The 16,739-nt window shown below is 43.3% G+C and carries 13 protein-coding genes; 11 read left to right on the forward strand and 2 right to left on the reverse strand.

Annotated elements, in window-relative coordinates; translation table 11 throughout:
• Window positions 1–7 precede the first annotated feature (7 nt).
• From nagA to QM657_RS01870, 3 genes are all read left to right on the forward strand, one after another.
• Entirely contained in the window at window positions 8–1,156 is a 1,149-nt protein-coding gene (gene nagA / locus QM657_RS01860) for an N-acetylglucosamine-6-phosphate deacetylase (RefSeq protein ID WP_415064822.1), read from the forward strand.
• A gap of 121 nt (window positions 1,157–1,277) precedes the next feature.
• Window positions 1,278–2,717: an ATP-binding protein gene (locus QM657_RS01865; protein ID WP_415064823.1), complete on the forward strand. Its 1,440-nt coding sequence runs from the start codon at window positions 1,278–1,280 to the stop codon at window positions 2,715–2,717.
• 58 nt (window positions 2,718–2,775) lie between these two features.
• The gene (locus QM657_RS01870) at window positions 2,776–3,459 is read left to right on the forward strand and encodes a response regulator (protein WP_415064824.1); all 684 of its coding nucleotides are present in this window, start codon (window positions 2,776–2,778) and stop codon (window positions 3,457–3,459) included.
• Between the two features lie 159 nt (window positions 3,460–3,618).
• Here the strand turns inward: QM657_RS01870 and QM657_RS01875 are convergent, their stop codons facing one another.
• The gene (locus QM657_RS01875) at window positions 3,619–4,635 is read right to left on the reverse strand and encodes a LacI family DNA-binding transcriptional regulator (protein WP_415064825.1); all 1,017 of its coding nucleotides are present in this window, start codon (window positions 4,633–4,635) and stop codon (window positions 3,619–3,621) included.
• A 224-nt stretch (window positions 4,636–4,859) separates the two neighbouring features.
• On the opposite strand from QM657_RS01875, the gene QM657_RS01880 reads away from it, so the two are divergent.
• From QM657_RS01880 to QM657_RS01895, 4 genes are read left to right on the forward strand one after another with little or no spacing between them, the layout of a single operon-like run.
• Window positions 4,860–6,005: a class II fructose-bisphosphate aldolase gene (locus QM657_RS01880; RefSeq protein WP_415064826.1), complete on the forward strand. Its 1,146-nt coding sequence runs from the start codon at window positions 4,860–4,862 to the stop codon at window positions 6,003–6,005.
• A gap of 1 nt (window position 6,006) precedes the next feature.
• Window positions 6,007–7,203, forward strand: a complete 1,197-nt coding sequence (locus QM657_RS01885; protein ID WP_415064827.1) for a diphosphate--fructose-6-phosphate 1-phosphotransferase — start codon at window positions 6,007–6,009, stop codon at window positions 7,201–7,203.
• The gene (locus tag QM657_RS01890) at window positions 7,200–8,045 is read left to right on the forward strand and encodes a triose-phosphate isomerase (protein ID WP_415064828.1); all 846 of its coding nucleotides are present in this window, start codon (window positions 7,200–7,202) and stop codon (window positions 8,043–8,045) included. Before QM657_RS01885 ends, QM657_RS01890 begins: the two co-directional genes overlap by 4 nt.
• Window positions 8,042–9,526 (forward strand): lactate racemase domain-containing protein, encoded by a 1,485-nt coding sequence (locus QM657_RS01895; protein ID WP_415064829.1) that lies wholly within the window; start codon window positions 8,042–8,044, stop codon window positions 9,524–9,526. Before QM657_RS01890 ends, QM657_RS01895 begins: the two co-directional genes overlap by 4 nt.
• A gap of 162 nt (window positions 9,527–9,688) precedes the next feature.
• Here QM657_RS01895 and QM657_RS01900 read toward each other — a convergent pair whose 3' ends face one another.
• Window positions 9,689–10,513, reverse strand: coding sequence for a PD-(D/E)XK nuclease family transposase (locus QM657_RS01900; protein ID WP_415064830.1), 825 nt, complete (start codon window positions 10,511–10,513; stop codon window positions 9,689–9,691).
• Window positions 10,514–10,863: 350 nt separating this feature from the next.
• On the opposite strand from QM657_RS01900, the gene QM657_RS01905 reads away from it, so the two are divergent.
• From QM657_RS01905 to QM657_RS01920, 4 genes are all read left to right on the forward strand, one after another.
• Entirely contained in the window at window positions 10,864–11,772 is a 909-nt protein-coding gene (locus QM657_RS01905; RefSeq protein ID WP_415064831.1) for an EcsC family protein, read from the forward strand.
• Between the two features lie 123 nt (window positions 11,773–11,895).
• Window positions 11,896–12,798: a LysR family transcriptional regulator gene (locus QM657_RS01910; RefSeq protein WP_415064832.1), complete on the forward strand. Its 903-nt coding sequence runs from the start codon at window positions 11,896–11,898 to the stop codon at window positions 12,796–12,798.
• Between the two features lie 94 nt (window positions 12,799–12,892).
• The gene (locus tag QM657_RS01915; RefSeq protein ID WP_415064833.1) at window positions 12,893–13,963 is read left to right on the forward strand and encodes a tartrate dehydrogenase; all 1,071 of its coding nucleotides are present in this window, start codon (window positions 12,893–12,895) and stop codon (window positions 13,961–13,963) included.
• Window positions 13,964–14,146: 183 nt separating this feature from the next.
• A complete protein-coding gene (locus QM657_RS01920) occupies window positions 14,147–16,558 on the forward strand; it encodes a TIM-barrel domain-containing protein (RefSeq protein ID WP_415064834.1) in 2,412 nt (803 codons plus the stop codon).
• Window positions 16,559–16,739: the final 181 nt, after the last annotated feature.

Here is a 16,739-nt window from a genome sequence, read left to right on the forward strand (position 1 = left end):
GAAGCTTATGTTTGATTACTATTTAAAAAACGGAAAAGTTTATATCAATCATGCCTTTGAAGAAATGACAGTCGGAGTTTATAATGGGAAAATAAGATTGCTTTCGGCAGATGATAAGCTTCCCGAAGAAGCCGATATAATTGATGCTTCGGGTAAAAAGGTGGTACCGGGTTTTATTGACATACACTCTCATGGAGCGGCAGGGGTGGATGTTAATGAGGCAGCAGCAGAAGGTTTGGAAACAATATGCAAAGCTGTGGCGCGGTGCGGAACAACTTCCTGGCTGGCTTCTGTACTTACGGATACGGAGGAACAAACGAAACGATGCATTGATGAATTTAAAAAGCATAGGAATATGGAACATAAAGGAGCTGACTTATTAGGAATTCATCTGGAAGGACCATTTTTGTGCAGCATGTATAAGGGGGCCATGCCGGAACATTTGCTGCAGATGCCCAATATGCCTCTGTTGAGAGAATATCAGAAACGCGCCGGGGGATATATTAAATACATTACCATATCACCGGAAGTAGAAGGTATTGTGGATGATATTCCTGAGATGACAGAGCTTGGAATGGCAGTGGCCATAGGACATTCCGGTGCAGATTATGACACCAGTTGGAGGGCCATTCACAATGGCGTGTCTGCATGTACCCACACCTTCAATGCAATGAAACTGATGCACCAGCATTTTCCGGGCATTATGGGAGCTGTACTGGAATCGGATATTTATTGCGAAGCAATTTGTGATGGAAGACATTTACATCCGGGAGTTGTACGTTTATTGATTAAGACCAAGGGGCTGGATAAGGTCATTGCCATTACGGATTCCATCATGGCAGCAGGACTGTCTGACGGACAGTACCGGTTAGGGGTAAATCATGTCATTGTTAAAGATGGGGATGCCAGACTGGAAGACGGAACCCGTGCCGGAAGTACATTAACACAGAATGTTGCTTTAAAAAATTTACTTGCTTTTACAGGAAGGCCGTTGGAGGAGGTACTCCCTCTTTTGACTGAAAATCCGGCAAAACTGGTAGATGTATACGATAAAAAGGGATCTTTGGAAGATGGTAAAGATGCAGATATTGTTGTTCTGGATGAAAAAAATGACGTATTTGAAGTGTTTGTTCAGGGAAGAAAAATCCAAAGGTAATATATATTCTCCTGCCGGTGTGGTAAAATGAAGAAATCATAAATCATGGAAAGTGAGGAATCTGGAAGTGTTAATTATACTTGCGGTCGGTCTTGTGATAGCCTCCATGTTAATTTTATTTTTGAAGAAAAGTAAGGAATCCATGTATCTTTTTGGATTGTGTTTAAGTCTGATGCTGGAAATTTGCGGAGTTATGCTGTTCATAGCAAAGAAAGGCGGTATTTCGCCGGAAATAATAAGCCTGTTTTATTTCTCCAGGAGAATAAAAAATGAAATACAATATTTCCTTATCACATTAAACCAGATGGGATACCTGATTGCATTGGGTAGAACGCTGTTTCCTTATTTTTTAATAAAGCTTGCCATGAATTATTCCATGATTCCTGTTATTAGAAGAAAGCAGTGGATAACCAGGGGGGGGTCTGTATTGCCTGTCATAACTCTGATTCTTTATTATCCCGGAATGTATCGGTTTATTACATCGGACAGCCCCCTGGTTCAGATCATCCTTGTGAATGGGACATTGTTCTGGATGACATCATATCTACTCATAGCTGCTTTTCTTCTGGTTTATGAATTCAAATCGATTACCATGAAGTTCTGTAAAAAGCAATTCAGCCAAATTATGATATGTCTGTTTGCCCTGTCCGGAATATATTATCTGTACTATAGACAGGATCCGGGACAAGTGTATCGTTTTTACTGGTATACATATTCCTGGAGTAAGGGAATCGGGTACATGCAGGTGAATCCCTCTCTGTTTAGCTATCTGACCTTGGTGATTATCAGTGTGATCTGCTGTATTCTTGGCTTTTACAGTTTGTTTCGTTTCACCAGAAGAACTTACATGGATAATAAAGAAGATGTGGTGATGGAGCGTAAATTCGATTCTGTAAAAGTTGGAGTATCTGTGTTTGTACACAGTATGAAGAATCAGTTGTTATCAAACAGGGTGGTATTTAAACGTATCGACCAGTTATATGGACAGCCTGAGGTAGATGTACAGAGGTTAAGAGAATATATAACCACATTGGAAGAGGTCAATACTCTGATGCTGGGCAGGATGGAAGAATTGTACCGGTGTGCAAAGTCAAATGCAATTTATATGGTACCTGTCAGCGTGAAAGAAATTATGGAACATACCCTAACACTTTTTCGTGAAAAATATCCGGATGCCTGCGTGCATATTGATGCCGGGGCTGAAACGGTAATCCTGGCTGATAAGATTCATTTATGTGAGGCTTTATATAATTTACTGATTAATGCACAGGAAGCTGTATTAAGCTCGGAAAGGAAGGAAGATGGAGAAGTAGCACTATTATGTCATAATGAGAGATTATATACGGTTATTGAAATAAGAGATAATGGATGCGGTATGGATAAAAGTCATACAAAAAAAATATTCGAGCCTTTTTACTCCAGTAAAAATTCCAATTATAACTGGGGAATGGGATTGTATTATGTAAGAGAGATTGTAAAAAGCCATTTTGGTTCCTTAAGAGTGGAGAGCAGAAAGGGAAAAGGAAGCAGCTTTTACATCTTATTGCCTAAGTACCAGTAATTAATTTGCCTCATACAGTACGATGCAAAAATAAAATGTAAAAGGGGAGGGAAATGTTTTGAGCGGAAAAATAAAAATTTTGATTGCTGAGGACTTTTCGTTATTGCGCGAAGACATGAGTGAACTCATCAACACCCAGCCTGATATGGAAGTTGTGGGAGAAGCCTCCAGTGCAAAAGAAATCATCTATCTGGCAGAAAACATCAGTTATGATCTTATTTTAATGGATATTGAAATGGAAGCAATGAACGCGGGGATCATTGCCACACAAAAAATCAGAAAAAATAATCCGGAAGCAAATATTATTTTTCTGACAGCACATGAAACAAAGGAAATCATCGTGGCTGCAATGGGGACGGGGGCCTCTGATTATCTGATAAAGGGATGTGAAAGTCAGGAAATGCTTTATCATATACGCCGTTCATATGAAGGCCGTCCGGTTATGCAGGAAAACATTCATGAAACAATCCTGCAGGAGTTTGTAAGGCTTCAAAAAAGTGAAAGAAGTCTCCTGTTTTTCATTAACAGTGTTTCGAAATTAACTCCAACGGAGAGAGAGCTGATAAGGCTGTTGTTACAGGGGTGTAAGGTGAATCAAATTGCTGGGATTCGAAATGTGGAGGACAGCACAATAAAGACACAGGTGAAAGGGCTTTTAAATAAGTTTGGCTGTACCCGTACCAAAGAAGTCATTCAGATAATACATGAGCTGAACATAGAATATTTGTTTTTATCTGAATGATAACCGTAGATGCTGAATTTATATTGTGAAGTATTAAACGCCTTCTTTTCCTTTAAATCATCCCACTGAAATTCAGAATGAGGATTTCTTTCCGCAAGAAAGTTTCCTGCCCTTTGGGACGCTGGCCAACAGAAATTAAGCCCCCTTTTACATAAGACATTACCTTGAAGGCGTCGCGCAGCTATCCCGCTTTGCCAAATAGCATGGAAAATTTATTTTAATGGGAATCGTATGCCCGCCGTTGATCCGGTCTATGATAGTTTTCGCAGCATACTGGCCCATTTCTTCTATTGGAATGTGAACAGTGGTCAGCATGGGGGATAAATACTGAGCTGTATCAATATCGTCGATTCCTATAACGGAAATATCTCGTGGTATTTTTAAACCGCAGTCCCTGATGGCACGCATAGCTCCGATGGCAGTCATATCATTGCCGCAGAATATGGCAGTCAAACCGGGCTGCTGCTCCAAAAGCTTTTTCGCTCCGCTATAGCCGCTGCTGGAAGTCAGCCCCGCAGATAAGACGTAGTTTTTATCGTAAGGCAGCCCGTGTGTCTCCAGTGCAGCCTTATATCCCAGATAGCGGTTTTCTGAAGCGGTTTCTCCTAAATATCCGATATGCTTATGTCCCAGGCTGATCAGATGGTCCATGGCACACAAACTGGCCTGGTAACCGCTGCACAAAATTTGGTCAAAATTTGCGTCAATTTCATTCAATCCGGTGTATACCACATGGTTAAAATGGGTTCTTAAGAATTTTAATGTGGCCTTATCGCACCTTCCCAGGATAACGACCCCGCTCACGTCATTATTTAAAATCAACCGGCATGTTTCCGGCTTTGTGATATCGATAGAGGTAAAGGAAAGCTTCATGATGTAATCGTGTTTATATGCCTCCACCTCAACGCTTCTGGCGATTGTGGAAAAAAAGGGATCATTGGGGTCGGGAGTCCGGGCAAACAGGCATGAGAGGGAGCGTGACTTTGCTTTTTTTACATCAGTTCCCTGCTTTAAATTTTTAGCGGACATGTTGGGCATGTATCCGGTCCGCCTTACAATGCTCCAGATCCGTTCCCGGACCTCTTTGCTGGCCGCTTTTGAGTTGGTATCGTTGATGACCCTTGAGACAGTTGATATGGAAACACCGGCCTCTTGGGCAATGTCTTTTAATGTCATTGAAATTCCCCCTGTTTGTATGAAATTATTAAAATCAACAGCTTTTATATAGATGTTTCACTGCTTCTTTTTTGTGAGTTTGATACTTTGCTTATTAATTATATCACACATTTCTGTTTGTGCAAACGTTTGAGTAAAAAAACCTTGAATGTTGTTGGGCAAAATGCTAAGATTTTATTATCAAATAGTGCAAGAAATATACCAATCAGGAGGAGAAATGAAAAATGCCATTAATTCCGTTAAAACCGCTGATAGACGCAAGTGACAAATATCATTACGGACAGGGAGCTTTTAATGTCAATGCGGTGGCACAGGCCAAAGCAGTCATTGAAGTCCATGAAATGTTCCGTTCCCCGGCAATTCTCCAGGGAGCCGATCTGGCCAATGGATTTATGGGAGGCTGTACGGATTTTGCCAAGGCAACCCTGGAAGACAAAAAAAGAGGTGCGAAGCTGATCGGTGATGCAGTCAGAAAGTATGGAGAACATGCATCGATTCCTATTGTACTGCATTTGGACCACGGAAGGGATTTTGACTCCTGCAAAGCAGCTATTGACGGAGGATATACTTCTGTCATGATCGACGGCTCTTCCCTGGATTTTGATCGGAACGTGGAGCTTACAAGGGAAGTGGTGAAATATGCCCATGCAAGAGGGGTGAGCGTAGAAGGAGAACTGGGGGTTCTGGCTGGAGTAGAAGATCACGTGTTTTCTAAGGAATCCACCTATACCAATCCCTTAAAAGCAGTTGAATTCTTTAAGAAAACACAGGTTGATGCCCTGGCGATCTCATACGGAACCATGCACGGTGCGTCAAAGGGAGCCAATGTCAGATTGAGAAAAGAGATTCCTCTGGCAATCCGTGAATGCATGAGGCACGAGGGCATTGAAGGCGGTCTTGTATCACACGGCTCTTCTACAGTGCCGGAATACATTGTCAATGAAATCAACGGTTTAGGCGGTCAAATTGGCAATGCCAATGGAATTGCCATTGAACAGCTTTTAGAGGCCATCCAGTGCGGAATTAATAAGATCAATGTGGATTCTGATATCCGGCTTGCTGTTACCAGGAATTTCAGAGAATTATTCCATAGAGAAGAAAGCCTGAAAACGAGCTCTTCTGTGGGAGCCATATACAGGCTGCTGGAGGAGAAAAAGGAAGCATTTGATCCCAGAGTATTTGTCACTCCCATTATGGATACGGTCATGTATGGAAATATTCCTGACGGGGATGTGGAAAAAGTCGTGACTGCCATGGAAAAAGGGGTGAAGGAAGTGGTTGGAACCCTGATTGTCCAGTTCGGGTCTTACGGGAAAGCGTCCCTTGTAGAATGCAAAAGTCTTGAGGAAATGAAGGAGTTATATAAATAACATGAAAAAGAATGTGTTGGTAGTACATGGCGGAGGGCCTACTCCTGTCATGAATGCATCGCTGTACGGCGTGGTCCAGGAAGCAAAGAGACATGGCGATATCGGTGCAGTATACGGAGCCATGGGAGGCATGGAAGGGATCTTAAAAGAAGACCTTGTTGACCTTATGGCCATTGACGAAAATGAATTGAAAAAACTGCTTTCCACTCCCGGCTCTGCTATCGGCTCTTCCAGATTTCCGCTGACAGAAGAACAGTATGAAGAAATGGCAAAGATCATTGGAAAGTACGGAATCAGCTACCTTCTTCCCAACGGGGGAAATGGAACCATGGATACCTGCGGACGGATCAACAGGGCGTGTGTGGCCCTTGGAAATACAGATGTGAAAGTGGTTGGGATTCCTAAAACAATTGACAATGATATCGCCATTACGGACCACACTCCCGGCTTTGGAAGTGCGGCAAGATATATGGCGGGAACTGTAAAGGAAATTGCAGAAGATGTAAGATCCCTGCCCATTCATGTGTGCGTCATCGAAGCCCTTGGAAGAAATTCCGGCTGGATCACAGCGTCTTCCGTTCTGGCAAGAGAAAAGGCAGGCGATGCCCCTCATCTCATTTACACACCGGAGAGGCCTTTCTGCCAGGAAGAATTTCTGGAAGATGTGAAAAAGCTGTATGATGAATTGGGCGGAGTTGTGGTAGTTGTCAGTGAAGGTTTAAAAGGAAAAGACGGAAACCCTATTGTAGAGCCTATTTTCAAAACAGAACGGGCCATATACTACGGTGATGTCAGCACACATCTTGCAAATCTGGTTGTGAAAGAACTTGGTATTAAAGCCAGAAGCGAGAAACCGGGACTGGCGGGCCGATCTTCCATTGCGTGGCAGTCAGAAGTTGACCGGGACGAGGCTATGGAAACCGGTGAAATGGCTCTCAGGCTGGCGATTCTGGGCAAAAGCGGAATCATGGTTGGAATTGAGAGGGTGGAAACACAGGATCAGTCTTATGAAACCAGATTTATTGAGATTCCCATTGATCAGGTTATGATGTATGAAAAAACTCTTCCAGTTGAATACATCAATGGGAGAGGCAATGACGTGACAGAAGCATTTTCAAAGTGGTGCAGGCCCCTTGTGGGAGAAAAGCTGCAAAGCTTTATCAATATCAAAGACATTAGGCGGGAGAAACAGATATGAAAAATATTTATGTTAACCTTAAACGGTTTGATGTTCCCAAAACCCTTGGCGGTGTCAATGGCATTGCGGATATCCAGGATTGGGGAAGTTATATTTTAAAAAATATAAAAGGCGGCATTAAAAAATATGAGGGTAAAGCAGAATTCACTTTTTTCATGCCGGAAATGCACCTTCTTGGTGCCCTTAAGGAACTTGCAGGCGAAAAACAACCGGAAATAGGCTGCCAGGGAGTATGCAGAACGGATGTGAAAAAGGATGGGAACTTCGGAGCTCTGACCACCTCTCTTCCGGCTGCAGCAGCTAAAACAGCGGGCTGTACCCAGGTGCTGATCGGGCATTGTGAAGAGAGGATGCAGCTTGCCCAGGTGTTGGCTGAAGCAGGAGTGACTGATTCCACAGCGGTGAACCGGCTTTTGAATAAAGAGGTTCAGGCGGCTATTGGACAGGGCATGAAGGTATTGTACTGCATCGGAGAAAAAGAAAATGAATTGGAAAACTGGCAGGAGGTGTTAGGAGAGCAGATAAACATCGGACTTTGTGATGTGGATACTTCTCAGGTTGTCATTGCCTATGAGCCCATCTGGTCAATCGGACCGGGGAAAACACCTGCCGGAAAAGAATATATCGAAAAAATTGCAGGATTTGTAAAAGAAAAGGTTTCCGGTATACAGGTGGTTTACGGAGGCGGACTTAAGAAAGAAAATGCAGAGATGCTCGCTTCTGTCTCCAGCATTGACGGCGGCTTGATTGCCCTGACCAGGTTTCAGGGAGAGATCGGATTTTATCCGGAAGAGTATCTGGAAATTGTAGACTTATATTTAGGCGGGGAGGGAAAATCATGAAATTAGAATTTGAATACGGACATGGCACTCTTGCAGCAGAGCTGCCTGATAATACGGATGTTTTTATCCCTGGAGAGACGGTAAAAGACCCTGATTATATTCCGGAAGACAAGCTGATGGAAGCTTATGAGGAAAGTCTGGCTCATCCAATCGGAATGCCCACGCTGACAGAGCTTGCCCACAAGGGAAGCACAGTGACTTTTGTTATTCCGGACAGAGTAAAAGGCGGAGAGCAGGAGACCAGTCATAGAAAAGTCAGCATCAAGTGCATGTTAAAGGAATTATATGCAGCAGGAGTGGAGAAAAAGGATGTTATGTTCATCATTTCCAATGGCCTGCATCCCAGAAGCAAAGAGTCTGATGCGAAAGCTATTTTTGGAAAAGAATTGTTTGATGAATTCTGGCATACAGGCCAGATCATCAGCCATGACAGCGAAGACCAGGAGAATATGATAGACTTGGGCTTTACAGACAGAGGTGATCCTGTTGTAATGAACAAGTTTGTATTTGACAGTGATATTCCCATCCTCATTGGCCATGTGCAGGGCAATCCCTATGGAGGATACTCCGGCGGTTATAAACACAGCGCCACGGGAATTACCAACTGGAAAAGCATAGCCAGCCATCATGTTCCTTCTGTTATGCACAGAAAGGATTTCACTCCAGTCAATGCGGGAAGTCTGATGAGAAATAAATTTGATGAAATCAGCATGCATATGGAAAAAACCATGGGACACCCCTTCTTCTGCTGTGACGCGGTTCTGGATACCAATTCCAGGCAGATTGCTATTTTCTCCGGTTACGCAAAGGAAATGATGGCAGAGAGCTGGAAGGTTGCGGATAAAAGGACTTATGTCCATTGGGCGGAGAAGAAATACGATGTGGTTGTGTTCGGTATGCCCCAGAAGTTCCACTATGGAGATGGAATGGGAACCAATCCGATCATGATGATGCAGGCTTTAAGCGCCCAGGTTCTCCGTTATAAGAGAGTGCTGAGTGATAAATGCGTCATCATATGCGCTTCCACCTGCAACGGTTATTTCCACGATGAGCTGTGGCCCTATCTCAGGGAATTGTATGACTTATTCCAGCACGATCACATGAATACACTGCCGGATATGAACCGGCTTGGAGAGTACTTTGCCACCAATGAGGAGTATATCCGCAAATACCGGTTTACCAATGCATTTCATCCCTTTCACGGCTTTTCCATGATGTCATGCGCCCATATTGCGGAGATGAACACCAGCGCCATTTACATTGTAGGTGCGGAAGAACCGGGATATGCAAGAGGGATGGGACTTAAGACAAGGGAAACCTTTGAAGAGGCGCTGGAAGATGCCAAGAAGAAATATGTGGGAGAAAACCCCAATATCCTTGCCCTTCCGATGACATTTAAAAAATCAGCCATTCATATGTGTATGAAGGACCCTTCTAAAAATAACATGGATGCATATGGTCATCATCCCTGTATGGGATAATGGAATAGAAAGTTGACATAAAGAGGCCAGCACCAATAAACCAGATACAGCTTACTGGATTATTGGTGCTGGCTTTATTGAAAGATAAGCTCAAAATTCTGTTTCCTTAAAACCTGTGTCATAAATCGGGATACAGTTTCCCTTTTCTCACATTAAATTTTCTTATTTTTTTAAGTATGCTTCGGCCTCGTCTCTTGTCAGCTTGAATTTATCCTGTATTTTTTCCAATATAATCAAGTCAGATATTCCGACTTCCCTGAACGAATCAATCAGGTTAAGTATTCCTTGTTCCCGTCCAATTTCCAGTCCTTCTTCTCTGCCCAATTCTCTAAATTGTTCCATTACTTCACACATAGTATCATGGCCTCCTTCCTCGCACTTCAAAAAATGTACCCGTTTTGACAGCATACCCTGGCTGGAATCTTCAGGATCTGCTTCTTTAAAATACTTCATCATCCGGGCGGTTTCTGTGCCATCGTCGATTGCTGCATTCACATATAATATAGTTACTCCGTCTTCATAAACGGTATCCGTACCTTCAAAAAATTTCTTAACAGAATAGGTCGTCCTCCCTGCCTTCCATAAGTCTGTCTCACTTATATAGATAATATGGACATCCGGCAGTTCATCATAATCTTTCCCTTTTTGCAAAAATTCACTGTCTATCATGGAATGATAAAACCTTGTCCGTCTCCCGTGATCCAGGGTGCTTCTTTTTTGTATCTCAATGTTATAAATTTTCCCACTGCTGTCCTCTGCCAGCACATCAAGGACTGCCCCGCGGGATGTGATTTTTGATATTGTATATTGGGTTCTTACCTCCCGGACCACTAAATCCTCGATTCCCATCAGGATACGCAGTACATATTGGCAGGTTTCCTCATCCTGAAGGGCTACCGACATAAACGTATTGCTCAATAAATTAAGCTTCTGTAATGCGGCGATTCTCCCTTCTCTGGAGCTGATTAAATTGGTTTCACGATCCATCCATTCTCCTTTTCCTCATAACTCAAAAGGAGACATGGCTTTCTTAAATTTATTATATCGCAAGAAAGATTTCCAATCAAGTTATTCTTCTGTCATCTGGTGTAAGGGCTGCATTTTTATTTCATGGGTAATAAAGTGGCTGAATAGCCGGAATAATAAGAAAATATAAAGATATTATTTTCCTTTGCATTATATCAAAGAAAATGAAATTATGCCATAATATGTTTGAAATAAAAAAGTCCAGGACAATGAATGGAAATACTATATTTATAATAACCTTATTTTATGGTATATTAAATTAAGAAACGGTTATCGCAGTGTACATTTGCTGCATCAGCGGAGGGATTTATATGTTAAAAAAGCAAAAAACAGACAAACGCAAAGCTGCTTGGGAGAAGGAACTGCACTATATATATAAACAGGAAGAAAAGCTTCGCAAAGCGGCGGGAAGAAATGCTGCTCCCGGCTGGAAGGAAGGATTGGAAAAAAAGATTCCCCCAAAGATTTACGGGAGTCTGGAAAAGGCGTTCTGTAAGGCGTTTTCCATTATATTTGAAAAGGGAAATGCAGTGATTGAAAAGAGCTATAATAAGGATGCTATTTTAAAGGACTATGCTGTTCAGAATTATGCCGTTCAGATCAAGGGAACGGGCAAGGAACTGAAACAGCTCCGCAAGGCAGCAAAGTCTCCGGATATGCGGAATATGGCAATTACCACCGTGGAAGGCATCGGCCTTGGAGCCCTTGGAATCGGTCTTCCCGATATTGTGGTTTTTACAGGATTTCTTTTGAAGGGAATTTATGAAACCGCCCTGCATTATGGATATGATTATGAGAAGCCTGAAGAAAAGCTTTTGATTTTAAAAATGATGGAGACGGCGCTTTCCAAGGGGGAAGACTGGAATCAGAAGAATGAGGAAGTGGACCGTTTTTTGAGGGAAGGCCTGAAAGACAGGAAGGCAGAGGTTTTGAACGAGGAAGCGGTGGATGAAAAGGACACTGAATCAGAGGATTTGGAAACAGCCATCTCAGACCAGACCAAACGGACTGCCCAGACCTTTGCACTTGATATGTTGCTGCTGAAATTTGTTCAGGGACTGCCTGTTGTGGGAGTCTTGGGAGGTGCCGGGAACCCTGTTTATTACCGCAAGGTGCTGCAATATGTGCAGATTAAATACCAGAAGCGATATCTTATGTCAGAATTGAAAAATAATAAAATGCCAGTTGATAAAGGAACTGCTGTAAAAAGCATTATCTAAGAGTCTGACGGCTTTTTAATACCCAAAAGCCGCATATTCGTCATGATAAATTGATTACTGGAACCGATGTAAAAGTTCGCCCATTAGAAAAAAGGCGGACTTTTGCCGTATTGAGAAGGCATTATGGAGGAGCCGGACAAAATGAAACTATTACAATTAAGATATTTCTATGCAGCCTGTCAATACAGTAATATTACGGAAGCTTCCAGAGCATTGTATGTTTCCCAGCCGGCAATAACAAATGCTATCCGTGATTTGGAGAAAGAATTTGGGGTGACCCTTTTGCAACGGCTTAACCGGGGATTTCAGCTAACCGAAGAGGGTGAGTTTTTCCTGCTGCAGGCGACTGAATTATTAAAACATGCAGATCAGGTAACTGAAATTATGAATGACCGGGGACAGAAGCGGAAATTAATACGGTTAGGGGTGCCTCCCATGATCGGAACCTGCCTGTTTCCCAATATATACAAAGCATTTAAGCTGTTATATCCTGAAATACATATTGATACAAAAGAACACGGCAGCCAGGACTTACTGAAATTGCTGGACAGGGATTATTTGGATCTTGTGATTTTGCCAACCAATGAAATACCTGTGTCAGATTATAATGTGATCAATTTCAGCAATACGGAAACTGTATTTTGTGTTTCAAATAACCATTCACTTGCCAATAAAAAGAAGGTTTCCATTGATGACTGTCTGACGCAGCCGCTGATATTATTTCATTCAGGCTTTTACCATACAACGTTAATAAATAAAATATTTAAAGAAAGAGGAGCTGAACCGAATATTATCCATACCTCAACACAACTGGAAACAATCATACAATTTATCCGAAAGGATATTGCATGCGGTTTTCTCTTTGATGAGGTTGTAAATAATAGTTCAGGGGTCAGGGGAATTCCTTTTGATCCTCCTATCTCAATACAAGTGGGCCTGGTTTACAAAAAAAATCATCAAATGTTTACAGCCATGATTGATTTTATTCAATTTATAAAAGCGGGGGATTTTTTAAATCAGAGATAAGAAAAAGTTATGGCAAGGAAGGATTTTGATATTTTTCAAATTTTCATACCTGGAGTAATATGTAGCTATAAAATAAAGTTGAGGGGGTTTTTACATGGTACATAAAATCGCAGTAATTCCGGGAGACGGCATAGGCCCTGAGGTGATTTCGGAAGGAGTGAAGGTTCTCCAATGTGTTTCAAGACTGGACAAGAGTATACAATTTGAGTTCACCAACTTTCCCTGGGGATGCGAATTTTACTTGAAGAACGGAAAGATGATGGATGACAATGGCATTGAAACATTGAGTAAATTTGATGGTATTTACTTGGGTGCAGTCGGTTATCCGGGTGTCCCGGACCATATTTCTCTTTGGGGATTGCTGCTCATTATCAGAAAGAGCTTTGACCAGTACGTCAATATCAGGCCGGTTAAACTCCTGACAGGAGCCCCCTGTCCGTTAAAAGACAAAAATCCGGAAGATATCAATATGATCTTTGTAAGAGAAAACAGCGAAGGCGAGTATTCCGGCAGCGGAAGCTGGTTATACAAGGGGAAACCAAATGAAGTTGTTATTCAGGATGGGGTATTTTCACGGATTGGATGTGAACGAATTATTCGATACGCTTTTGAATTAGCCCGTACTGAAAAAAAGTCACTTACCAGTATAAGCAAGGGGAATGCCCTCAACTATTCCATGGTATTCTGGGACCAGATATTTAAAGAAGTGAGTGAAGAGTATCCCGATGTAAAAACTTACAGTTATCTGGTGGATGCAGCCAGCATGCTGATGGTAACCAAACCGGAACAGTTTGAAATCGTGGTTACCAGTAATTTGTTTGGAGATATTTTGACAGACCTGGGTGCGGCTATTGCAGGCGGTATGGGACTGGCAGCAGGTGCCAATCTGAATCCTGAGAGAACATATCCTTCCATGTTTGAGCCGATTCACGGATCAGCACCGGATATTGCCGGGAAACAATGTGCCAATCCGTTAGCTGCCATTTGGTCTGCAAGTCAAATGTTAGACTTCTTTGGTTATACGGAATGGGCGGACCGGCTGATTGAAGCCATCGGCGCCTTGCTGATTGAAAAGAAATCATTGACTCCTGATTTAGGGGGAAGCGCTGCAACATGGGAAACAGGGGATGCAATCGTGGATTATTTGCAAAAACAATATAGCTGATGGAAGGTGAGCGCATCTATAAATGGCAGGTTCTTCGGAACTTGCCATTTTTTATCTGTTTTACAACGCCCTTTAAAAATGTGCAGACAATCAATAAAAATGATCATGGCGTTCACGGAGTAACAGTGATACCATTTGATACAACTACTGATAAGTAAAACGGAAAGAGGAGGAGATGTTGTGATGGAATTAAGCAAACACTTCCGGCAGAAGCTGGATGGACGCTGCAATCCGGATTCTGTTGTTCAGGGGGACTGTTACCGGTTTACAGTGCTGACGCCTGAAATGATCCGCATGGAATACGATAAAGACGGGATATTTGAAGATTCCCCCACCCAGATCGTATTAAACCGAAACTTTGACAAGCCGGAATTTTCAGTAACCGATACCGAGGGACGTCTGGAAATTTCCACCAGCGCTTTCCACCTGGTTTACAACAAAAAAGAGTTCACCCCCAACAACCTTTACATCGATGTCAAATGCGCCTATACCAATTACGGCGGGAGATGGCAGTTTGGGACGACGGAATACGGAAATCCTCCGAGAGAGCACAATTTAAAGGGGACAGCCAGGACCTTGGACCGGATTGACGGTCCCACGGAGCTGGAATTCGGTCTTTTGGATACCAGCGGAAGAACCTTTTTCAATGACAGCGAATCCCTGCTGATCGATGAAAACGGCTGGGTATCTCCCAGGAAAAAAGGCGCAGTGGATTACTATTATTTGGGATACGGAAGAAATTATTTTAAAGCCATCCATGATTTTTACCAATTGTCAGGCCCTGTTCCCATGCTTCCCAAATACGTTTTAGGCAACTGGTGGAGCCGGTACTACAAGTATACGGAGCAAAGCTATATGGAGCTGCTTCAAAGGTTTGAGGAAATGGGAGTGCCCTTTTCCGTGGTGGTCATGGATATGGACTGGCACATTGTAGATGTTCCCAGGGAGTATGGAAGGGGCTGGACCGGATATACCTGGAATAAGGATTTCTTCCCTGACCCGGAGCGGTTCATGACCTGGCTTCACGACAGAGGCTATCAGATCACCCTGAATATCCATCCGGCAGACGGAGTCATGCCTTTTGAAGACGCTTATGAGGAAATGGCAAAGGAACTGGAGGTCAATATAGAAAATAAGGACCCGGTTCACTTTGATGTGACCAGCATTGAATTTCTGGAGGCTTATTTCAAATATTTACATCACCCCAATGAAAAAATCGGAGTGGATTTCTGGTGGATTGACTGGCAGCAGGGAAAGAACAGCGGAGTGGAGGGGCTGGACCCTCTCTGGATGCTGAATCACTATCATCTGCTGGACTTACAAAGGGATGGAAAACGGGGCGTTATCCTGTCCCGCTACGGCGGACTGGGCAGCCACAGATATCCCATCGGTTTTTCCGGGGACGCTGTCACCACATGGGAGTCCTTGAAATTCCAGCCTTATTTCACGGCAACGGCCTCAAACGTGGGCTATACCTGGTGGAGCCATGATATCGGGGGTCATATGGGCGGGTATAAGGATCATGAGCTGGTGGTCCGCTGGACTCAGTTTGGCGTATTTTCCCCCATCAACCGCCTTCACAGCAACAGCAATCCCTTCTGCGGCAAGGAGCCGTGGCGCTATCCAAAGCAGTATGGAGATGAACTCGTCAGCGCCTTAAAGCTGCGCCATAAGCTGGTTCCTTACCTGTATACCTTAAATTACAGATGCCATACAGAGCTGGTTCCCGTCATCATTCCCGCATATTACTATTACCCGGAAGCAGAGGAAACGTATGTGTATACAAACCAGTATTTCTTTGGAAGCGAGCTGATGGTATGCCCTGTCACGGAAAGGACCCACGAGGAGACGGGCCGTGCCACTGTAAATGTCTGGATTCCGCCGGGGCTCTGGACGGACTTATTTACCGGATTTGTTTATCACGGAGGAGTTTGCGGCAAACGGGCCGTGTTAAACCGGACCATTTCCCAGGAACCGGCCCTTGGACGGGCAGGAGGAATCCTTCCCATGGCAGTCTATGGAGAGGGAGAAAACGGTCTGGACAACGCTCCTGATATGGAAGTGGTGATTTTCCCCGGAGATCATGGAAGCTTTGAACTGTTTGAAGATGAGGGAGAAGGACAGGAGTTTAAAAACGGCAGATATGCGGTTACCAAGATGAACCTTGACTGGAGCGGGAGTCATGCCTGCTTCACCTTAAAGGCAGAGGGAGATCTTTCCCTCCTTCCAAAGGAAAGAAGATGGAAGGTTATTTTCAGGGGCTTTGAAGAGGGCTTAAAGGCAGAGGCCAACCTGGAGTTTGAAAGCCGTTACGATAAGGAGACCAGAAGCCTGATCCTGGAATTTCCCTATATGCCGGCAGGACAGGAGATCAGGGCAGAAATAAGAGGGGAAGAACTGGTATACGGAAACGGGGATTTAAAGGAACGGGCGTTTGACCTTTTGGACTCCATGCAGATCGGAACCAATTTAAAGAAGGACTTATACCAGTGCTTCCTGACGGGGGAAAATCCGGCCTCCATCATCTCCTCTGTCATCGCTATTAATCCGGGAAAAGCCATTGAGGATGCGCTGTTTGAAATCCTGGTCTGCTGATGATGGATTCAGCCCGATCAAGGCCATGATAAAAATGTATAGTAAAAAAGTGCAGCATGGCTGTCTGGGCGCAGAAGGAACCGTAGAAAATTAATGAAAAATCATATGAAATCCGGAAATTTAGATTATTTCATGGAAGGGTAAAAAACAATATAATGGAGTCACGTACATAATGAAGGGA

Source organism: Lacrimispora sp., from assembly GCF_047605665.1.
In the GTDB taxonomy this organism is placed as follows: domain Bacteria; phylum Bacillota; class Clostridia; order Lachnospirales; family Lachnospiraceae; genus Lacrimispora.